We start from the raw sequence: 23,772 nt of genomic DNA, 5'->3' as shown, positions 1-23,772 counted from the left end.
GCGCCCGGCCCGTGCCGCTGCCCACCTACGCCTTCCAGCACCGTACGTACTGGCTCGACACGCCCACCGCGTCCGGTGACCCCTCCGCCGCCGGACTCCTCGACGCCGGGCACCCGCTGCTCGCCGCGGTCGTCCCGCCCGCCGAGGGCGGCACCGTCGTCCTCACCGGGCGGCTGTCCGCGCGCACCCAGCCCTGGCTCGGCGCCCACCGGGTCACCGGCTCCCTGGTGGTGCCCAGCACCGCGTTCCTCGAACTCGCCCTGCGCGCGGGCCTGCACACCGACAGCCCGCACGTGCGCGAACTCGTCCTGGAGGCGCCGCTCGTCCTGCCCGAGCGGGGCGGCGTGCAGCTCCAGATCCGCGTAGAGGAGGCGGACGCGCTCGGCTCCCGCACGTTCGGCGTGTACGGCCGTACCGAACCGGCGGACGCCGGGACCCCCTGGACCCGGCACGCGGGCGGTCTGCTCACCGACCGCGAACCCGCCCGCACCGCGCCCGAGTTCGACTTCACGGTCTGGCCGCCGGCCGACGCCGAACCCCTCGACGTCGACGGCGTCTACGACCGGCTCGCCGCCGCCGGACTCGATTACGGCCCCGTCTTCCGCGGACTGCGGGCCGCCTGGCAGCACGGCGACGACGTGTACGCCGAGGTCGCCCTCCCCGAGGGCAGCGAGTCGGAGGCCGGACGCTACGACCTGCACCCGGCGCTCCTCGACGCGGCCCTGCACCCGCTCGGCCTGGGCGTCCTCGACGGATTCGGCGACGGACGCGTCCTGTTCTCCCTCGGCGGGGCCGCCCTGCGGGCGACCGGCGCCACCACCCTGCGCGTCCGCCTGACCCGCGGCGGCCCCGACACCCTCGTGCTGGAGGCCGCCGACGCGATCGGCGAACCCGTCGTCAGCATCGGCTCCCTGCTGATGCGCGCCACGGACCCGAACCGCACCCCGCAGGCGACCGCCACCTCCCCCGCCGGAGCCGGAGCCCACGCCGACGACTCCGCCGTCGACGACACGGCCACCGCCGACCGGCCGGCCCCGGCGAAGACCGCCAAGGCCCCCGCCCGCCGGGCCGCCGCCCGCACGGCCGCCGCGGGCAGCCTGCTCGAACGGCTCGCCGGCCGGCCCGCCGCCGACCGCGCCCGCACCCTCCTCACCACCGTGCGCACCGAGGTCGCCGCCGTCCTCGGCCACGACGACGCCACCGAGATCGAGGCCGGCCGCTCCTTCTCCGACCTCGGCTTCACCTCGCTCACCGCCGTCGAACTGCGCGACCGGCTCGGCACCGCGCTCGGTGTCGCCCTGCCCGCCACCCTCGTCTTCGACCACCCCACGCCCGGCGCCCTCGCCCGGCACCTCGACGCCGACCTGTTCGGCACCGCGGGCGCCGACGACACCGGGCCGGCCCTGGCCGCCGTCGACGACGACCCCATCGCCATCGTCGGCATGGCCTGCCGCTACCCGGGCGGCGTCCGCAGCCCCGAGGACCTGTGGGACCTCGTCGTGGCCGGCGTCGACGGCATCTCGCCGCTGCCCACCGACCGCGACTGGCACCCCGAGACCCTCTACCACCCCGACCCCGACCACGCCGGCACCGTCTACACCCGCGAGGGCGGCTTCCTGCACGACGCCAGCCGCTTCGACCCCGCGTTCTTCGGCATCAGCCCGCGCGAGGCACTCGCCATGGACCCGCAGCAGCGCCTCCTCCTGGAGACCTCCTGGGAGGCCCTGGAGCGCGCCGGCATCGACCCGACCGCCGCACGCGGCAGCCGCACCGGCGTCTTCGCCGGCGTCACCTACCAGGACTACACGACGATCCTCGGCTTCTCGGACGACAACTTCGAGGGCTACGTCGGCACCGGCAACTCGCCCAGCGTCCTGTCCGGCCGCATCTCCTACGCCTTCGGCCTCGAAGGGCCGGCCGTCACCGTCGACACCGCCTGCTCCTCCAGCCTCGTCGCCATGCACCTCGCCTCCCAGGCGCTGCGCCAGGGCGAATGCTCCCTCGCGCTGGCCGGCGGCGTGACCGTGATGTCCACGCCCGGCTCCCTCATCGAGTTCAGCCGCCAGCGCGCCCTCGCCCCCGACGGCCGCTGCAAGCCGTTCTCCGCGGACGCCGACGGCGCCAGCTGGGCCGAGGGCGTCGGCATGATCGTCCTCGAACGGCTCTCCGACGCCCGCCGCAACGGCCACCCCGTGCTGTCCGTGCTGCGCGGCAGCGCCCTCAACCAGGACGGCGCCTCCAACGGCCTGACCGCGCCCAGCGGCCCCTCCCAGCAGCGGGTCATCCGGCAGGCACTGGCCGGCGCCGGCCTCGCCCCGCAGGAGATCGACGCCGTCGAGGCGCACGGCACCGGCACCACCCTCGGCGACCCCATCGAGGCCCAGGCGCTCATCGCGGTCTACGGCCAGGACCGGCCCGAGGAACTGCCGCTGTGGCTCGGCTCCCTGAAGTCCAACATCGGCCACAGCCAGGCCGCCGCGGGCGTAGGCGGCGTCATCAAGATGGTCATGGCCATCCGCGAGGGCGTCCTGCCCCGCACCCTGTACGCCGAGAACCCCACCCCGCACGTCGACTGGAGCGCGGGCGACGTCCGGCTGCTGACCGAGCAGCGCGCCTGGCCCGAGACCGGCCGCCCGCGCCGGGCCGGCGTCTCCTCCTTCGGCATGAGCGGCACCAACGCCCACGTCATCGTCGAACAGGCCCCCGCCGCCGACCCGTCGGACCACCCGGCCGGCACCGGCCTTCCGGCCCCCGAGGACACCGCACGGTTCGCGGGCGAACTGCCCGTCGTCCCGCTGACGCTGTCCGGACGGACCGAGGCCGCGCTGCGCGACCAGGCCGCACGGCTGCGCGCCCACCTGCTCGCCCGCCCCGGCACCGCACTCGCCGACCTCGCCTGGTCCCGGGCCACCACCCGGCCCGCCTTCGAACACCGGGCGGTCGTCCTCGCCGACGGCCCCGACACCCTCGACGAAGCCCTCGCCGCCCTCGTCGCGGGCGCCGCCGAGACCAGCACCGGCGTCGTCACCGGCACCGCCGCCCCCGCCGCCGAACCCGTCCTGGTCTTCCCCGGACAGGGCGCCCAGTGGACCGGCATGGCCCGCCGACTCCTCGCCGAGTCACCGGTCTTCGCCGACCTGGTCGCCGCGTGCGAACGCGCCCTCGCCCCCCACGTCGACTGGTCCCTGACCGCCGTCCTGCGCGGCGACGAGGACGCCGCCGACCTCGGCCGCGTCGACGTCGTCCAGCCCGCACTGTGGGCGGTCATGGTCAGCCTCGCCGGCCTGTGGCGCTCCCTCGGCGTCACCCCCGCCGCCGTCGTCGGCCACTCCCAGGGCGAGATCGCCGCCGCCGTCGTCGCCGGGGCCCTGAGCCTCGACGACGGCGCCCGGGTCGTCGCCCTGCGCAGCCGCGCCATCACCGGCATCGCCGGCACCGGCGGCATGATGTCCGTGCCGCTGAGCGCCGACGAGACCCGCGCCCGCATGACCCCGTGGGCCGACCGCCTCGCCGTCGCCGCCGTCAACGGACCCGCCTCCGTCGTCGTCTCCGGCGAGGCCGGCGCCCTCGACGAACTGTTCACCGCCCTCACCGAGGACGGCGTACGCGCCCGCAAGGTCGCCGTCGACTACGGCTCCCACTCGCCGCAGGTCGAACCCATCAGGGAGACCGTCCTCGACGCCCTCGCCGGCATCGAACCCCGCGAGGCCGACATCCCGTTCCGCTCCTCCCTCACCGGGCAGTGGCAGGACACCGACGGCCTCGACCCCGAGTACTGGTACACCAACCTGCGCGAGACCGTCCGCTTCGAGGAGGCCGTACGCGGCCTGATCGCCGAGGGACACCGCACCTTCATCGAGGTCAGCCCGCACCCCGTGCTCGCCGTCGGACTGCGCGAGACGCTGGAGGACGCCGGGGTCGACGGCGCCGTCCTCGGCTCGCTGCGCCGCGACAAGGGCGGCCTCGACCAGTTCCTCGCCTCGGTCGCCGAGGCCCACGTCCAGGGCGTCGCCCTCGACTGGACCGCCCTGTTCGCCGGCACCGGCGCCCGCCCGGTCGACCTGCCCACCTACCCCTTCCAGCAGCAGCGGTACTGGCCCAACGTCCGCCAGGCCGACCCCGCCGGGACCCGGTCGGACGACCCGGTCGAGTCCCGGTTCTGGGAGACCGTCGAACAGGGCGACCCGGACGCCCTCGCCGCCGCCCTCGACCTGGCCGCCGACGCCCCGCTCAGCGACTTCCTGCCCGCCCTCGCCGACTGGCGCCGCGCCGGCCGCACCCGCTCCACCACCGAGTCCTGGCGCTACGGCGTCACCTGGTCCCCGCTCGCCGGGGACACCACCGGCACCCTCTCCGGGACCTGGCTGCTGGTCGCGCCCGCCGACGAGGGCGAGCACACCGGCCTCACCGCCGCCGCCCACCGCGCGCTGACCGCGGCCGGCGCCCGCGACACCCGCCAGGTCACCGTCCCCGACGGCGCCGTCGACCGCACCGCCCTCGCCGCACTGCTGACCGCCGCCGCCGACGGCGCCCCCGTGGCCGGCGTGCTCTCCCTGCTCGCCCTCGACGAACGCCCGCACCCCGACCACCCCGCCCTCACCCAGGGCCTCGCCGGCACCCTCGCGCTCGTCCAGGCCCTCGGCGACACCGGCACCGAGGCCCGGCTGTGGTGCGCCACGCGCGGCGCCGTCGCCGTCGGCGCCTCCGAGACCGTCACCGCGCCCGCCCAGGCGACGGTGTGGGGCCTCGGCCGGGTCGCCGCCCTGGAGCACTCCGAGCGCTGGGGCGGCCTGGTGGACCTGCCCGCCGAACTCGACGGCCGCGCCGCCACCCGGCTCGGCGCCGTGCTCGCCGCACCGGACGGGGAGGACCAGATCGCGGTCCGGGCCTCCGGCACCTTCGGACGCCGGCTGACCCACGCGGCCGCCCCGCTCGCCACCACCCGCACCTGGGAGCCCCGCGGCACCGTCCTGGTCACCGGCGGCACCGGCGCCCTCGGCGGACACATCGCCCGCTGGCTCGTCGGCCGCGGCGCCACCCACCTGGTGCTGGCCGGCCGCCGCGGCGCCGACGCCCCCGGCGCCACCGAACTGCGCGACGAACTCACCGCGCTCGGCGCCGACGTCACCCTCGCCGCCTGCGACGTCGCCGACCGCGACGCCCTCGCCGCACTGCTCGCCGAGATCCCGGACGCACACCCGCTGGACGCCGTCTTCCACGCCGCCGGCTCCCTCGACGACGGTGTCCTCGACTCCCTGACCGCCGACCGCATGGACCCCGTCCTGCGCGGCAAGGCCGTCGCCGCGCTCCACCTGCACGAACTCACCCGGGACCTGGACCTGTCGGCCTTCGTCCTGTTCTCCTCCACCGCCGGTGTCCTCGGCGGCGCGGGCCTCGGCAACTACGCGCCCGGCAACGCCTTCCTCGACGCCCTCGCCCAGCACCGCCGGGCCGAGGGGCTGCCCGCCACCGCCGTCTCGTGGGGCCTGTGGGCCGACGGCGGCATGGTCGGCGACGCGGCCGGCGACCGCATGCGCCGCTACGGCGTCCACCCCATGGACACCGCGTCCGCCTGCCAGGCCCTGGGCCGCGCCCTCGACGGCGACGACACCGCCGTCACCGTCACCGACCTGCGCTGGGACACCTACGCGCTCGCCTTCACCGGACCGCGCCCCAGCCGCCTCCTGGACGAACTGCCCGCCGCCCGCAAGGCGCTGGACGCCGCCCGCGCCCAGCAGCCCGACACCCCCGCCGACGACTCCTCCCTGCGCGCCCACCTGGCGACGCTGCCCGACTACGAGCGCGCCGACGCCGTCCTCGACGTCGTCCGCTCCTACGTCGCGAAGGTCCTCGGCTATCCGTCCGCCGAGGCGGTCGAACCCGGCCGGCCCTTCACCGACCTGGGCATCGACTCGCTCAGCGCCGTCGAACTGCGCAACGGCATGAACCGCGTCACCGGGATGCGCCTGCCCGCCACCCTGGTCTTCGACCACCCGACCTGCGACGCGCTCGCCGCCCACCTGCTCGGCGAACTCGCCGGACAGGAACCGGCCACCGCCGCGCCCGCGCCCGTGCCGGCCGTCGCACCGCGCGACGACGAGCCGATCGCGATCGTCGCCATGGGCTGCCGCTTCCCCGGCGACGTCCAGACCCCCGAGGAACTGTGGCGCATGCTGCTCGACGGGGACGAGGGACTCGTGCCCTTCCCGGAGGACCGCGGCTGGGACCTCGACGCGCTCTACGACCCCGAGCCCGGCAAGCCCGGCCGGGTCTCCACCCGCACCGGCGGCTTCCTCAACGACGCCAGCGCCTTCGACCCGGCGTTCTTCAACATCTCGCCGCGCGAGGCCGTCGCCATGGACCCGCAGCAGCGCCTCCTCCTTGAGATGTCGTGGGAGACGTTCGAGCGGGCGGGCATCGACCCGAAGACCCTGCGCGGCAGCCGCACCGGCGTCTTCGCCGGCACCAACGGCCAGGACTACACCGGCATGCTGGCCGCCTCCGGCGAGGACTTCGAGGGCTACATGCTGACCGGCAACGCCGCCAGCGTCGTCTCCGGCCGCCTCTCCTACACCTTCGGCCTTGAGGGCCCGGCGGTCACCGTCGACACGGCCTGCTCCGCCTCCCTGGTCGCCCTGCACCTCGCCGTACGGTCCCTGCGCTCGGGCGAGTGCGACCTCGCCCTCGCCGGCGGTGTCACCGTGATGGCCTCGCCCGGACTGTTCGTCGACTTCAGCCGGCAGCGCGGTCTGTCGGGCGACGGCCGCTGCAAGGCGTTCGCCGACTCGGCCGACGGCACCGGGTTCTCCGAGGGCGGCGGCATGCTCCTCGTGGAGCGGCTGTCCGACGCCCGCCGCAACGGACACCCCGTGCTCGCCCTCGTCAAGGGCTCGGCCGTCAACCAGGACGGCGCCTCCAACGGCCTCAGCGCCCCCAACGGGCCCGCGCAGCAGCGGGTCATCCGCGCCGCCCTCGCCGACGCGAACCTCACCACCCGCGACGTGGACGTGGTCGAGGCGCACGGCACCGGCACCATGCTCGGCGACCCGATCGAGGCACAGGCCGTCATCGCGACCTACGGCCAGGACCGCCCCGGGGACCGGCCGCTGTGGCTGGGCTCGGTGAAGTCCAACATCGGCCACACCCAGGCGGGCGCGGGCGTCGCCGGGATCATCAAGATGGTCCTCGCGCTGCGGGGCGGCGTCCTGCCGCGCACCCTCCACGTCGACGAGCCCTCCACGCACGTCGACTGGGACGCCGGCGAGGTCAGGCTGCTGACCGAGGCCGTGGAGTGGCCCGGGACCGACGGACCGCGCCGGGCCGGCGTCTCCTCCTTCGGCATCAGCGGCACCAACGCCCACGTCATCCTGGAGGACGCCCCCGAGCCGGAGCCGGAGCCCGAGCAGGAGCAGGAGCCGGGGACGGGGACGCCGGACGACATCCGACCGGCCGTGCCCGCTGGCCCGTTGCCCTGGGTGGTGACCGCCCGCAGCCGCACCGCGCTCGCGGCCCAGGCCGCCCAGCTCCTCACCCACATCGAGGACACCCCCGGCATCGACCCCGCCGACCTCGGCCTCACCCTCGCCGCGCACCGCTCGGTCTTCGAACACCGCGCGGTCGTCCTCGGCGAGGACCACAACACCCTCGTACGGGGCCTGCGCGCCCTGGCCGACGACGAGCCCGCGACGCACACCGTCACCGGCTCCGCCCGCGGCGAGGGCAAGCTCGCCTTCCTCTTCTCCGGCCAGGGCGCCCAACGCCTCGGCATGGGACGCGAGTTGTACGACACCTACCCGGTGTTCGCCGACGCCTTCGACGCGGTCTGCGACCGGGTGGACGGTGACCTGCGGGAGGTCGTCCTCGGCACGGACGCCGACCTGCTGAACGAGACCGGCTGGACCCAGCCCGCCCTGTTCGCGATCGAGGTCGCCCTGTTCCGGCTGCTGGAGTCGTGGGGCGTACGCCCGGACTTCCTCGTCGGACACTCCGTCGGCGAACTGGCCGCCGCCCACGTGGCCGGGGTGCTCTCCCTGGACGACGCCTGCCGCCTCGTATCGGCACGCGGTCGCCTGATGCAGCAACTGCCCACCGGCGGCGCGATGTTCGCCCTCGAAGCCACCGAGGACGAGGTACTGCCGCTGCTGACCGACGAGGTGTCGGTCGCGGCCGTCAACGGGCCGCGGTCGGTGGTGATCTCGGGCGCCGAGCAGGTCGCCGAGGCCATCGCCCAGGAGATCGCCGCCCTCGGCCGGCGCACCACCCGCCTGCGCGTCTCCCACGCCTTCCACTCCCCGCTGATGGAACCGATGCTCGCCGAGTTCCGCGCGGTCGCGCAGGGCGTCACCTACGCCCGGCCCCGCATGGCGGTCGTCTCCAACGTCACCGGACAGGTCGCCGCCCCCGGCGAGCTGGAGACGCCCGACTACTGGGTCCGCCACGTCCGCGAGGCCGTCCGCTTCGCCGACGGAGTGCGCACCCTGGAGGAGCGCGGCGTCCGCCGCTTCCTGGAGGTCGGCCCCGACGGCACCCTCACCGCGCTCGCCCAGTCCTGCGTCACCGGCGGCGACGAACTCCTCTTCGCCTCCTGCCTGCGCAAGGACCGCCCCGAACGCGAGGCGCTGCTCACCGGACTCGCCCAGGCGTTCACCAAGGGCGTCGACATCGCCTGGAGCCGCGTCTTCGACGGCACCGGCGCGCACACGGTCGAACTCCCGACGTACGCCTTCCAGCGGCAGCGGTTCTGGCCCGGCCCGCCGGTCCTGCTCGGCGACGTCGGCTCGGCCGGCCTCGGCACGGCGGAGCACCCGCTGCTGGGCGCGGCCGTCACCCTCGCCGGAGCCGACACCCGCCTGTTCACCGGGCGCCTGTCGCTGCGCGGCCAGAGCTGGCTCGCCGACCACGCGCTCACCAGCACCGCCCTCTTCCCGGCCACCGGCTTCCTGGACCTGGCCCTGCACGCCGCCGAGCACGTCGGCTGCGACCGGGTGGAGGAACTGACCATCCTCACCCCGCTCCCGCTGCCCGAACGCGGCGCCGTGCACGTCCAACTGCACGTCGAGGAGCCCGACCAGGCCGGCGCCCGCGCGCTGACCGTGCACTCCCGCGCCGAGGACGCCGACCCCGAGCAGCCGTGGACGCTGCACGCCTCCGGTCTCCTCACGGCCGGCGGCACGGCCGGACCCGAGACGCCGTACGACTTCGCCGCCTGGCCGCCGCAGGACGCCGACGAGATCCCGCTCGACGGCTTCTACGAGCGGTTCGCCGAGCGCGGCCACCTCTACGGCCCGCTGTTCCAGGGCCTGAAGTCGGTGTGGGTGCGCGGCGAGGAGGTCTTCGCCGAGGTCGCCCTGCCCGAGGGCGCCGAGCCGGGCGCGGGCGCGTTCGACCTGCACCCGGCGCTGCTGGACGCGGCCCTGCACGCGGTGATGTTCGTGCCGATGAAGGACGCGGGGCGGTTGCCGTTCTCCTGGAGCGGCGTCCACCTCGCCGCGGCCGGCGCGGACGCGCTGCGGGTACGGATGGTGCAGGACGGCCCCGAGTCGGTGGCCCTGTCCCTCGCCGACCCGACGGGCCGTGCGGTCGCCACCGTCGGCTCGCTGACCTTCCGCGAACTCACCGGGGACGTCGCCGGCTCCACCATCGGCGCTGCCCGGCAGGAGGGCCTGTACGAACTCGACTGGACACCGGCCACCACGCCCGTCACCGCTCCCGCTCCCGACCGGACGCTGGTGGTGGTCGGCGGCGCCGAGGCCGACACACTGGCGGAGGAGCTGGAGTACTCCGGCGCCCGGGCCCGGGTCTTCGCCGACCTGACCGCGCTCGCCGCCTCGGACACGGACGTCCCGGAGACGGTCCTGCTGGCCCTGCCCGCCTCCGACGAGGGCGACCTGGCCGAGGCCGCACGGGCCACCGCCCACGGCACCCTCGCCCTGGTCAAGCAGTGGCTCGACGAACCCCTCTTCGCCCACGCCCGCCTCGCCGTCGTCACCCGGGACGCCATCCGGATCGGCGCCCGGCCGGCCGACCCGGCGCGGGCCACTTCCTGGGGCCTCGTCCGCTCCGCGCGGTCGGAGAATCCGGGCCGGTTCGTCCTGGCCGACCTGGACACCGACCCGGCGTCGGCCGCGGCGCTGCCGGGCGCGCTGACCGCGGACGCCCTTGAACTGGCCGTGCGGGAAGGCACGGTGACGACTCCGCGGATCGTTCCGCTGGACGCGGGCAAGGCCCTTGCAGAGCCCGCGGGCGACGTCCCGTGGCGGCTCGGGGTGGAGGAGCGCGGCACGCTGGAGAGCCTGCGGCTCGCCGAGTGCCCCGACGTCACCGCACCCCTCGCCCCCCGCGAGGTCCGCATCTCGATGCGCGCGGCCGGCGTCAACTTCCGCGACGTCCTCACCGCGCTGGGCATGTACCCCGGCGACGCCACCGCCATCGGCCTCGAAGGCGCCGGCGTGATCACGGAGGTCGGTCCCGAGGTCACCGGACTCACCCCCGGCGACCGCGTGATGGGCATGTTCGCCGGAGCGTTCGGCCCGGTCGCCGTCGCCGACGAACGTTTGGTCGTCCGCGTCCCGCGCGGCTGGACCTTCGCCCAGGCCGCGACCGTGCCCATCGTCTACCTCACCGCCTACTACGGCCTGGTCGACCTCGGCGGACTCGACGCCGGACAGTCGGTGCTGGTCCACGCCGCCGCCGGTGGTGTCGGAACGGCCGCCGTCCACCTCGCCCGCCATCTGGGCGCGGAGGTGTTCGGTACGGCGAGTTCCGGGAAGTGGGACGCGCTGCGCTCCCTCGGCCTGGACGACACGCACATCGCCTCGTCCCGTGACCTCGGCTTCGAGAAGCTGTTCCTGGAGGCCACGGGCGGCCGGGGTGTGGACGTCGTACTGGACTCCCTGGCCCGGGAGTTCGTGGACGCGTCCCTCAGGCTGCTGCCGCGTGGCGGGCGGTTCCTGGAGATGGGCAAGACCGACGTCCGTGACCCGCGGCAGGTCGCCGAGGACCACCCGGGCGTCGGCTACCAGGCGTTCGACCTGGTCGAGGCGGGCCCGGACCGCATCGGCGAGATCCTGCGCGAACTGCTGGCCCTCTTCGAGGCCGGGGCGCTGCCGCCGCTGCCCATGACCGCCTTCGACGTGCGGCGGGCCCCGGACGCGTTCCGGTTCCTCAGCCAGGCCCGGCACATCGGCAAGGTCGTCCTGACCCTCCCGGTCGGCCTCGACCCGGACGGCACCGTCCTGATCACGGGCGGTACCGGTGGTCTGGGCCGGATCACGGCCCGCCATCTGGTCGCCCGGCACGGCATACGGCACCTGGTGCTGGCCGGCCGTAAGGGTCCGGACGCCCCGGGCGCCGCCGAACTCAGCGCCGAGCTGGCCGAGTCGGGCGCGGAGGTGAGCGTCGTCGCCTGTGACGTCGCCGACCGCGACTCCCTCGCCGCCCTGCTCGCGGACATCCCCGACGCCCATCCGCTCACCGCCGTCGTCCACACCGCCGGTGTCCTCGACGACGGTGTCATCTCCTCGATGACACCGGAACGGGTGAACCGCTCCCTGCGGGCCAAGTCCGATGCCGTGGTCACCCTGCACGAACTGACCCGCGACCTCGACCTCGCCCGGTTCGTGGTCTTCTCCTCCGTCGCCGGCACCTTCGGCGGCGCGGGACAGGCCAACTACTCGGCCGCGAACGCCTTCCTGGACGGCTTCGCCCACCACCGGCGCGACCTCGGCCTGCCGGCCACCACCCTCGCCTGGGGCACCTGGCTCCCGAACGCGGGCATGACCGGCGAACTCACCGACGCCGACCGTGAGCGGCACGCCCGGACCGGAATGGTGCCGCTGGACGCCGAGTTGGGCATGCGGCTGCTCGACGCAGGACCGGCCACCGACCGGGCCGTGCTGCTGCCGATGGGCCTGGACCACGCGGCCCTGCGCGAACACGCCGACGTCCTGCCGCCGTTGCTGCGCGGCATGGTCAAGGCACCGGCCCGCCGCCGCGCCGAGACCGCCGCCGCGAACACCGCCACCACCCAGTCCCTCGCCGAGCGGCTGGCCCCGCTGTCCGCACCCGACCGCGAGCAGCTGGTGCTCGACGCGGTCGCCGAGCAGGCGGCGGCCGTCCTCGGACACTCCTCGGCCGCGGGCGTCGAACCCGACCAGTCCTTCAAGGAACTCGGCTTCGACTCCCTCACCGCGGTCGAACTGCGCAACCGCCTCAACGCCGTCACCGCACTGCGCCTGCCGGCGACCCTCGTCTTCGACTACCCGACCCTCGACGCCCTCGTCCGCCATCTGCTGGCCGGCCTCGACCTGCCCGACGCACCCGGCGGCGCGCAGGCGCTGCTCGGCGAACTCGACCGGCTGGACGCGGCGCTCGGCGCCACCGACGTGGACGACGAGCAGGACCGCGACCGGGTCACCGACCGGCTGCGCGAACTGCTCGCCCGCTGGTCCGGCGCGCAGGTCGCGGTCGACCAGCGGACGGAACCGGACACCGCCGCGGACGGCGAACTGGAGGCGGCCGAGACCGCCGACGAACTCTTCGACCTCATCGACAGGGAGCTGGGCACGCTGTCCGGCCCGGGTCAAGGAAGTGACACACGTGGCTGATGACGGCAAGTACGTCGAATACCTCAAGCGGGTGACGGCAGAGCTGCGGCAGACCCGCCGTCAGCTCCAGGAGGTGGAGGACAAGCAGCGCGAACCCATCGCCATCGTCGCGATGAGCTGCCGCTTCCCCGGCTCGGTCGCCACTCCCGAGGACCTGTGGCGGCTCGTGGACGAGGGCGGCGACGCCATCGGCCCGCTGCCCATCGACCGCGGCTGGGACATCGAGGACCGCTTCGACCCCGACCCCGACAAGCCGGGCACCTTCTCCACCCGCGAGGGCGGCTACCTCGGCGACGCCGCCGCGTTCGACGCCGGCTTCTTCGGCATGAGCCCCCGCGAGGCCCTGGCCACCGACCCGCAGCAGCGGCTTCTCCTGGAGGCGTCCTGGGAGCTGCTGGAGCGGGCCGGCATCCCGCCCGCGAGCCTGCGCGCCAGCGCCACCGGCGTGTTCGTCGGCGCCGCCGGCTCCGGCTACGGCCAGGGCCCCGTCGAGGTGCCCGAGGACGTGCACGGGCTGATGCTCGCCGGCAACGCCACCTCCGTCGCCTCCGGCCGCATCTCCTACGTCCTCGGCCTGGAGGGCCCCACCGTCACCGTCGACACCGCCTGCTCCTCCTCCCTGGTCGCCCTCCACTGGGCCGTGCAGGCGCTGCGCTCCGGCGAGTGCGACCTCGCGATGGCCGGCGGTGTCGCCGTCATGGCCACCCCGGGACTGCTCTTCGAGTTCAGCAGGCAGCGCGGCCTCGCCCCCGACGGCCGCTGCAAGGCGTTCTCCGACGACGCCGACGGCACCGGCTGGTCCGAGGGCGTCGGTCTGCTCCTCGTCGAGCGCCTCTCCGACGCCCGCCGCAACGGCCACCCCGTCCTCGCCGTCGTCCGCGGCTCCGCCGTCAACTCCGACGGCGCCTCCAACGGCCTCACCGCGCCCAACGGCCCCTCCCAGCAGCGGGTCATCGAACAGGCGCTGGCGAGCGCCGGGCTGAGCGCCGCCGACATCGACGCCGTCGACGCCCACGGCACCGGCACCTCCCTCGGCGACCCCATCGAGGCACAGGCGCTGCTCGCCACCTACGGCAAGGCCAAGGACGCCGACAACCCGCTGCTGCTCGGCTCCCTCAAGTCCAACCTCGGCCACACCCAGGCCGCCGCCGGCGTCGCCAGCGTCATCAAGATGGTCCTGGCCCTGCGCCACGGCCGGCTGCCGCGCACCCTGCACGTCACCGAGCCCTCCACCCACGTCGACTGGTCCGCCGGGAACGTCCGTCTCCTCACCGAGCCCGCCGACTGGCCCGACACCGGCCGCCCCCGCCGCGCCGCCGTCTCCTCCTTCGGCATCAGCGGCACCAACGCCCACACCATCCTGGAGTCGGCGCCCGAGGAGACCCCGGACGAGGAGCCGGCCGAGACCCCGGCGCGGCCCGCCGCGGACGAGCGGCCCGGCACCGGCGCCCCCGCCCTCCCCGTCGTCCCCTGGATCGTGTCCGCCCGCACCGCCGCCGCGCTGCGCGGACAGGCCGGCCGGCTGCTCGACCACCTCACCGAGCTGCCCGGCATCGCCGACACCGACATGGCCCACGCCCTGCTCGGCACCCGCCAGCTGTTCGAGCACCGGGCGGTCGTGCTCGCCGAGGACCGGGACGCCGCCCTGCGCGCCCTGGCCGGGCTCGCCGACGAGGACACCGAGACGCCCGCGCACGCCGTCACCGGACGCACGCTGCGCGGAGCCACCGCCTTCCTGTTCTCCGGACAGGGCGCGCAGCGCGTCGGCATGGGCCGCGAACTGTACGCGGCGTTCCCCGTGTTCGCCGCCGCCTTCGACGAGGTGTGCGCACACCTCGACACCGCCCTCGGCCGGTCCCTGAAGGACCTCGTGTTCGAGGCGGCCGAGGGCCCCGACGCGCTCGACCGCACCGAGCTCACCCAGCCCGCCCTGTTCGCCGTGGAAGTGGCCCTCTACCGGCTGCTGGAGTCCTGGGGCGTGAAGCCCAGGTTCCTCGTCGGCCACTCCCTGGGCGAGCTCACCGCCGCGTACGTCGCGGGCGTCTGGTCGCTCGCCGACGCCTGCCGGCTGGTCGCCGCCCGCGGCCGCATCATGGGCGCCCTGCCCGCGGGCGGTGCCATGATCGCCGTGGAGGCGGCCGAGGACGAGGTCGTACCGCTGCTCGCCGCGCACGGCGACGCCGTCTGCGTCGCCGCCGTCAACGGCCCCCGCTCGGTCGTGCTGTCCGGTGACGAGGACGCCGTCGAGGAGGTCGCCGGGCTGCTGCGCGCCCAGGACCGCCGCACCCACCGGCTGCGGGTCACCCACGCCTTCCACAGCGCCCGCATGGACGCCGCCCTCGACGAGTTCCGCACCGTCGCCGAGAGCGTCGCCTACCAGGAGCCGCGGCTGACGGTCGTCTCCAACCTGACCGGACGGCCCGCCACCGCCGCCGAACTCCGCTCGCCCGACTACTGGGTGCGCCACCTGCGGCAGCCGGTCCGCTTCGCCGACGGGATCGCCTGGCTCGCCGCCAACGGCGTCAGCCGCTTCCTGGAGGTCGGCCCCGACACCACCCTCACCGCGCTCGCGCGGACCGGCCTGCCCGAGGACACCACCGAGCGGGTCTGCCTCGCCGCCCTGCGCAAGGACCGCCCCGAGACCACCGCGCTCCTCGCCGCCGTCGCCGGACTCTTCGCGCACGGCGCCCCCGTGGACTGGACGCGGCTGCTCGCCGCCCCGAGCGGCGCCCGCGTCGACCTGCCCACGTACGCCTTCCAGCGGGAGAACTACTGGCTGCGGATGAGCGCGGCGGCGGCCGGGGACCTCACGGCCGCAGGGCTCGGCACCGCCGGACACCCGCTGCTGAGCGCCGTCGTACGGGTCGCCGACGACGGACGCGTGCTGCTGACCGGCCTGCTCTCCGCCCGCTCCCAGCCCTGGCTCGTCGACCACGCCATCTCCGGTACGGCCCTGCTGCCCGGCACCGGCTTCCTGGACCTGGCCCTGCACGCCGCCGAGCACGTCGGCTGCGACCGGGTGGAGGAGCTGACCATCCTCACCCCGCTCGCGCTGCCCGAGCGCGGCGCGGTCCAGGTGCAACTGCACGTGGAGGAGCCCGACGCGTCCGGCGTCCGTGCGCTGAGCGTGCACTCCCGCGCCGAGGACGCCGACCCCGAGCAGCCGTGGACGCTGCACGCCTCCGGCCTGCTGTCGGCCGGTGGCACGGCCGGACCCGAGACGCCGTACGACTTCTCCGTCTGGCCGCCCCGGGACGCCGAGGAAGCCTCCCTGGACGGGTTCTACGAGCGGTTCGCGGAGCGTGGTTACCAGTACGGGCCGCTGTTCCAGGGCCTGAAGTCGGTGTGGGTGCGCGGCGAGGAGGTCTTCGCCGAGGTCGCCCTGCCCGAGGGCGCCGAGCCGGGCGCGGGCGCGTTCGACCTGCACCCGGCGCTGCTGGACGCGGCCCTGCACGCGGTGATGTTCGTGCCGATGAAGGACGCGGGGCGGTTGCCGTTCTCCTGGAGCGGCGTCCACCTCGCCGCGGCCGGCGCGGACGCGCTGCGGGTGCGGATGGTGCAGGACGGCCCCGAGTCGGTGGCGCTGTCCCTTGCCGACCCGACGGGCCGTGCGGTCGCCACCGTCGGCTCGCTGACCTTCCGCGAACTGGCCGGAGGCGTCACGGGTTCCGCCGCCCGGCAGGAGAACCTGTACGAACTGGACTGGGCGCGCACGACCACCACCGGCACGGCCGCCCCGGCCGGAACGCTGGTGGTGGTCGGCGGTACCGAGGCCGACACGCTGGCGGAGGAGCTGGAGCGCTCCGGCGCCCCGGCCCGGGTCTTCGCCGACTGGACCGCGCTCGCCGCCGCCGAGGTCCCGGACACGGTCCTGCTCGCGCTCCCCGTCACCGACGGCGACGACCTGGCCGAGGCCGCACGGGCCACCGCGCACCGCACCCTCGCCCTGGTCCAGGAGTGGCTGGACGAGCCCGCCTTCGCGCACGCCCGGCTGGTCGTCGTGACCCGGGACGCGGTGCGGGTCGGGGCCCGGCCGGCCGACCCGGCGCGGGCCACTTCCTGGGGTCTGGTGCGTTCGGCGCGGTCGGAGAATCCGGGCCGGTTCGTCCTGGCCGATCTGGACACCGATCCGGCGTCGGCCGCGGCGCTGCCGGGCGCGCTGACCGCGGACGTGCTTGAACTGGCCGTGCGGGAAGGCACGGTGACGACACCGCGGATCGTTCCGCTGGACGCGGGCAAGGCCCTTGCCGAGCCCGCCGGTGAGGTTCCGTGGCGGCTCGGGGTGGAGGAGCGCGGCACGCTGGAGAGCCTGCGGCTCGCCGAGTGCCCCGAGGTCACCGAGCCGCTCCTCCCGCACGAGGTCCGTCTCTCGGTGCGCGCGGCGGGTGTGAACTTCCGCGACGTCCTCACGGCGCTGGGCATGTACCCCGGCGACGGCAAGGCCATCGGCCTGGAGGGCGCGGGTGTGGTGACCGAGGTCGGCTCCGGGGTCACCGGACTCGCCCCCGGCGACCGCGTGATGGGCATGTTCGACGGGGCCTTCGGCCCGGTCGCCGTCGCCGACCAGCGGCTGATCGTCCGCATTCCGCGCGGCTGGTCCTTCGCCCAGGCCGCGACCGTGCCCGTCGTCTACCTGACCGCGTTCTACGCGCTCACCGACCTCGGTGGACTCCGCGCCGGGCAGTCCGTGCTCGTGCACGCGGCGGCCGGCGGTGTCGGTACCGCCGCCGCCCATCTCGCCCGCCATCTGGGCGCGGAGGTGTTCGGTACGGCGAGTCCGGGGAAGTGGGACGCGCTGCGGGGACTTGGCCTCGACGACACGCACATCGCCTCGTCCCGTGACCTCGGCTTCGAGAAGGCGTTCCTGGAGGCCACGGGCGGCCGGGGTGTGGACGTCGTACTGGACTCGCTGGCCCGGGAGTTCGTGGACGCCTCGCTGCGCCTGCTGCCGCGTGGCGGACGCTTCCTGGAGATGGGCAAGACCGACGTCCGTGACCCGCAGCAGGTTGCCCAGGACCACCCCGGTGTGGGCTACCAGGCGTTCGACCTCGCGGAGGCCGGACCCGACCGCATCGGCGAGATGCTGCGGGAACTCCTCGTGCTGTTCGAGGCGGGGGTGCTGCCCCCGCTCCCGGTGAAGCCCTTCGACGTGCGGCGGGCGCCGGACGCGTTCCGGTTCCTCAGTCAGGCCCGGCACATCGGCAAGGTCGTCCTGACCCTCCCGGTCGACCTCGACCCCGACGGCACCGTCCTGATCACCGGTGGTACCGGTGGTCTGGGCCGGATCACCGCCCGCCATCTGGTCGCCCGGCACGGCATACGCCACCTGGTGCTGGCTGGCCGTAAGGGTCCGGACGCCCCGGGCGCCGCCGAACTCACCGCGGAGCTGGCCGAGTCGGGCGCGGAGGTGAGCGTCGTCGCCTGTGACGTCGCCGACCGCGACTCCCTCGCCGCCCTGCTCGCGGACATCCCCGACGCCCATCCGCTCACCGCCGTCGTCCACACCGCCGGTGTCCTGGACGACGGTGTCGTCTCCGCCATGACGCCCGAGCGCATCGACCGCTCCCTGCGGCCCAAGTCGGACGCCGTGGTCACCCTGCACGAACTGACCCGCGACCTCGACCTCGCCCGGTTCGTCGTGTTCTCCTCGATCGCCGGCACACTGGGCGGCGCCGGACAGGCCAACTACTCGGCCGCGAACACCTTCCTGGACGCCTTCGCCCACCACCGGCGCGACCTCGGCCTGCCGGCCACCACCCTCGCCTGGGGCACCTGGCTCCCGAACGCGGGCATGACCGGCGAACTCACCGACGCCGACCGCGAGCGGCACGCTCGCACCGGAATGGTGCCGCTGGACGCCGAGTTGGGCATGCGGCTGCTCGACGCAGGACCGGCCACCGACCGGGCGGTCCTGCTGCCGATGGGCCTCGACCACGCGGCCCTGCGCGAACACGCCGACGTCCTGCCGCCGTTGCTGCGCGGCATGGTCAAGGCACCGGCCCGCCGCCGCGCCGGGACCGCCGCGAGCGCCGGCGGCCAGTCCCTCGCCGAACGGCTCGCCCCGCTGTCCGGCGCCGACCGGGAGCAACTGCTGCTCGACCTGGTCCGCCGGCACGCCGCCGCCGTCCTCGGCCACTCCTCGCCCTCCGCGATCGAACCCGACCAGTCCTTCAAGGAGATCGGCTTCGACTCCCTCACGGCCGTCGAACTCCGCAACCGCCTCAACGCCGAGACCGGGCTGCGGCTGACCGCCACCCTCGTCTTCGACCACCCCCGGCCCACCGCGCTCGCCCGCCACCTCGACACGGAGCTCGGCGGCGCCGCCGTCCAGGCCGACACCGCCCCGGTCGCCGTCACCGACGACGACCCCGTGGTCATCGTCGGCATGGCCTGCCAGTACCCGGGCGGCGTCTCCTCGCCGGAGGACCTGTGGCGGTTCGTCGCCGAGGGCGGCGACGCCATCTCCGCCCCGCCCACCGACCGCGGCTGGGACCTGGACCACCTGCCCGGCCTCCAGGCCGGATTCCTGTACGGCGCCGCCCACTTCGACGCCTCCCTGTTCGGCATCTCGCCCCGCGAGGCCCTGGCCATGGACCCGCAGCAGCGGCTCCTGCTCGAAACGTCCTGGGAGGTCTTCGAGCGGGCCGGCATCGACCCGCTGTCCGTGCGCGGCAGCCGCACCGGTGTGTTCGTCGGCGCGATGGGCTCCGCATACGGCTCCGGGCTCACCGACATCCCCGAGGGCCTGGAGGGCTACATCGGCATCGGCGTCTCGGCCAGCGTCATCTCCGGCCGCGTCGCCTACACCTTCGGGCTCGAAGGTCCGACCATGACCATCGACACCGCCTGCTCCTCCGCGCTCGTCGCCCTGCACCTGGCCGCCCAGGCCCTGCGCAGCGGCGAGTGCGGCATGGCGCTGGCCGGCGGTGTCACCGTCATGGCCACCCCCGGCACCTACACCGAGTTCACCGCGCAGAACGGCCTCGCCGCCGACGGCCGCTGCAAGGCGTTCTCCGACGACGCCGACGGCACCAGCTTCGCCGAGGGCGTCGGCGTGCTCCTCCTGGAGCGGCTCTCGGACGCCGAACGCAACGGCCACCCCGTGCTCGCCGTGGTCCGCGGCTCGGCCACCAACCAGGACGGCGCCTCCAACGGGCTCACCGCCCCCAACGGCCCCTCCCAGGAACGCGTCATCCGCCAGGCCCTCGCCTCCGGCGGCCTCGCCCCCGCCGACGTCGACGCCGTCGAGGCGCACGGCACCGGCACCGCCCTCGGCGACCCCATCGAGGCCCGCGCCCTCCTCGCCACCTACGGCCAGGACCGGCCCGCCGACCGGCCGCTGCTGCTCGGCTCCGCCAAGTCCAACTTCGGCCACACCCAGGCCGCCGCGGGCGCCGCGGGCGTCATCAAGATGGTCATGGCGATGCACCACGGCCACCTGCCGCGCACCCTCCACGTCGACGAGCCCTCCCAGCACATCGACTGGTCCAGCGGCGCCCTCGAACTGCTCACCGAGGCCCGCGCGTGGCCCGGCGACGGCGGTCGCCCGCGCCGGGCCGGCGTGTCCTCCTTCGGCATCAGCGGCAGCAACGCCCACGTCGTCCTGGAGGAACCGCCCGCGCCCCGGCCCGCGCCCGCCCGGCCCGAACCGGCCGACCGGCCGCGCGCGTTCGCCGTCTCCGGACACACCCCGCAGGCCCTGCGCGCCCAGGCCGGCCGACTGCGCACCCGGCTGCTCGCCGAACCCGCCACCGACCTGCGCGACCTCGCGCACTCCCTGTCCGCGACCCGCCACACCCTCGACCACCGGGCCGTCGCCGTCGCCGCCGACCACGCCCACCTGCTCGACGCGCTCGCCGCGATCGCCCAGGGCACCACCGCCCCGGACGTCGTCACCGCCGTCGCCGGCACCGGCAGCCGTACCGCGTTCCTGTTCAGCGGACAGGGCGCCCAGCGCCCCGGCATGGGCCGCGCCCTCTACGACACCCACCCGGTGTACGCCGAGACGTTCGACGCGGTCTGCGCCGCACTCGACCGGCACCTCGACGGGCCGCCGCTCGCCTCCGTCGTGTTCTCCGCCGAGGGCACGCCCGAGGCCGACCTCCTCGGCCGCACCGCCTACACCCAGGCCGCCCTGTTCGCCGTGGGCACCGCCGCCCACGCCCTCGTCCGCTCCTGGGGCGCCCGCCCCGACGCCCTCATCGGCCACTCCATCGGCGAACTGACCGCCGCCCACGCGGCCGGCATCCTCACCCTGGAGGACGCCTGCGCCCTGGTCGCCGCCCGCGGCCGGCTGATGCAGGCCCTGCCCGAGGGCGGCGCCATGATCGCCGTGGCCGCCACCGAGGACGAGGTACGGCCGCTGCTCGACGGCGTCACCGACCGCGTCGCGATCGCCGCCGTCAACGGCCCCGCCTCCGTCGTCCTGTCCGGCGACACCGACGAGACCGAGCGCATCGCCGCCGTGTTCACCGAGCGCGGCCGCAAGACCACCCGGCTGCGCGTCAGCCACGCCTTCCACTCCCCGCGCATGGACGCCATGCTCGCCGAGTTCGAGGCCGTCGCCGCGCGCGTCGACTACGCCGAGCCGACGGTGCCCGTCGTCTCCAACGTCACCGGACGCCTCGCCGAGGGCGACGACCTGCGCACCGCCGCCTACTGGACCCGCCATGTGCGCGACGCCGTACGGTTCGCCGACGGCGTGCGCGCCCTGGCCGAGTCCGGCGTCACCACGTACGTCGAACTCGGCCCCGACGCCACGCTCACCGCGCTCGTCCGCGACAGCGCCGGCGACCCCGACGTGGCCGCCGCCCCGCTGATGCGCCGCGACGGCGACGAACTCACCACCGCCCTGCTCGCCGCCGGTCTGCTGCACGCCCGCGGCGCCGGAGCCGACCCGGACCGGCTGCACGGCGACGACGCCCGCCGCACCGACCTGCCCACCTACGCCTTCCAGCGGGAACGCTACTGGCTCAGGAACAGCGTTCCCACCGCCGAGGAGAGCGCCGACGGCGACGACGCCCGGTTCTGGGAACTCGTCGAACAGGCCGGACCGCAGGGCCTCGCCGACCGGCTCGGCCTCGACGAGTCCGCCACGCTCGACTCCGTCCTGCCCGCCCTCGCCTCCTGGCGCCGCGAACGCCGGCAGGAGAGCGCGGCCGAACGCTGGGAGCACCGGGTCGTGTGGCGGCCCGCCGCCCCGGACGAGTCCGCCGCCCTCACCGGCACCTGGCTGCTGCCCGTGCCCGCCGGCCTCGCCGAAGGACCCTGGGCCGCATCCGTGGCCGCCGCGCTCGACACGCACGGCGCCCACGCGCTCCTCGTCCCCGTCGACTGCGCCACCACCGACCGCACCGACCTCGCCGCACGGCTCACCGCCGCCCTCGACGGTGCCGCGCCCACCGGTGTGCTCTCCCTGCTCGCCGCCGACACCCGGCCGCTGCCCGGCAGCCCGGCCACCCCCGCCGGCCTCGCCGCCACCGCCGCCCTCGTCCAGGCCCTCTCCGACGGCCCCGACCTGGCCGGTTCCGCCCCGGCACCCCTGTGGTGCCTGACCGCCGGAGCCGTCGGCGTCCACGCCGAGGAGGCACCCGAGGCCGTCGAACAGGCCGCCGTGTGGGGCCTCGGCCGCACCGCCGCCCTGGAGTACCCGCACCACTGGGGCGGACTCGTCGACCTGCCCGCCGGCACCGCGGACCCGGTCGCCGGGGACGTCGCCCGCCGGCTGACCGCGGTCCTCGCCGGCCGCGACGGGGAGGACCAGGTCGCCGTACGCGGCTCCGGGACCTTCCTGCGCCGCCTCGAACGCGTCCCCGCCGCCCCCGTCACCGCCCCCGCCTGGCACGGCACCGTCCTGCTGACCGGCGCCACCGGCGCCCTCGGCGTACGCACCGCCGCCTGGCTCGCCCGGCAGGGCGCCGCCCGCGTCCTCGCCGTCAGCCGCTCCGGCGCCGACGCCGAGGGAGCGGCCCGCCTCAAGGCCGCGCTCGACGGCACCGGCACCGAACTCACCGTCGCCGCCTGCGACGTCGCCGACCGCGACGCGCTCGCCGCACTGCTCGCCGAGCACCCCGTCGACGCCGTCGTGCACACCGCGGGCGTCCTCGACGACCGGCTCCTCGACACCCTCACCCCCGAGAGCCTGGAGACCGTGCTGCGGCCCAAGCTGGCCGCCGCCCGACACCTGGACGAGCTGACCCGCGACCGCGAGCTGTCCGCCTTCGTGCTGTACTCCTCCGTGTCCGGCACCCTCGGCACCATCGGCCAGGCCAACTACGCCGCCGCCAACGCCTGCTTGGACGCCCTCGCCCAGCGGCGCCGGGCCGCCGGCCTTGCCGCGACCTCCCTCGCCTGGGGACCGTGGGCCGGCGGCGGCATGGCCGCGCAGAACACCGCGGGCGAGGAGCGCATGCGGCGCAGCGGCATGACCCCGCTGGACCCGGAGCGCGCCCCGCTGGCCATCGGCCGGGCCCTCGCCCGCACGGACGCGGCCGTCGCCGTCGCCGACGTCGACTGGGCCCGCTTCGCGCCCGGCTTCGCCTCCGCCCGCCGCAGCCCCCTGCTGGCCGACCTGCCCGAGGTCCGCGCCCTCGCCGCCGACCGGCCCGCCGGAGCCGGCGAGGACGACGCCGCCGCGGCGCTGCGCACCCGGCTCGCCGGACAGTCCGGGCCCGAGCAGGAGCGCACGCTCCTCGACCTGGTCCGCACCCAGGTCGCCGCCGTCCTCGGCCACGCCTCCACCGACAAGGTCGGCGCCACCCGGGCCTTCAACGCCCTCGGCTTCGACTCCCTGACGGCCGTCGAACTGCGCAACCGGCTCGGCACCGTCACCGGCCTGGCGCTGCCCGCCACCCTGCTGTTCGACCAGCCCAACGCCACGGCCCTCGCCGGTTATCTGCGCGGCAGGCTCACCGACGGCACGGGCGCCGACCAGGTGCTGTCCGAACTCGACCGGCTGGAGGCCGCGTTGACGGACCTGCCGGACGACGACACGCGGCGCGACCGCATCGGCGCCCGGCTGCGCTCCCTGCTGGCCCGCTGGGACGGCCCCGACCGCGGCGCGGCCGGCGGCACGGCCACCGCGACGGACGACGTCAGCGACCGGATCAACTCCGCGGCGGCGGACGAGATCTTCGACTTCATCAAGAACGATCTTGGAATCTCCTGA

Annotated in this window: 2 protein-coding genes (1 of these 2 only partly in view); both read left to right on the top strand. The window is 75.6% G+C overall.

From position 1 onward, the window contains the following. Positions 1-12,605 carry the 3' portion of a type I polyketide synthase gene (locus tag AB0F77_RS36205; RefSeq protein ID WP_361956737.1) on the top strand. It extends 5,653 nt beyond the left edge of the window, so 12,605 of the gene's 18,258 nt are visible here — the last part of the coding sequence; the start codon falls outside the window, past its left edge; its stop codon occupies positions 12,603-12,605. Next, the gene (locus AB0F77_RS36200; protein ID WP_361956735.1) at positions 12,598-23,772 is read left to right on the top strand and encodes a type I polyketide synthase; all 11,175 of its coding nucleotides are present in this window, start codon (positions 12,598-12,600) and stop codon (positions 23,770-23,772) included. Before AB0F77_RS36205 ends, AB0F77_RS36200 begins: the two co-directional genes overlap by 8 nt.

The organism is Streptomyces sp. NPDC026672 (assembly GCF_040638185.1).
In the GTDB taxonomy this organism is placed as follows: Bacteria; Actinomycetota; Actinomycetes; order Streptomycetales; family Streptomycetaceae; genus Streptomyces.
This window is presented reverse-complemented; position numbering and strand designations above follow the sequence as displayed.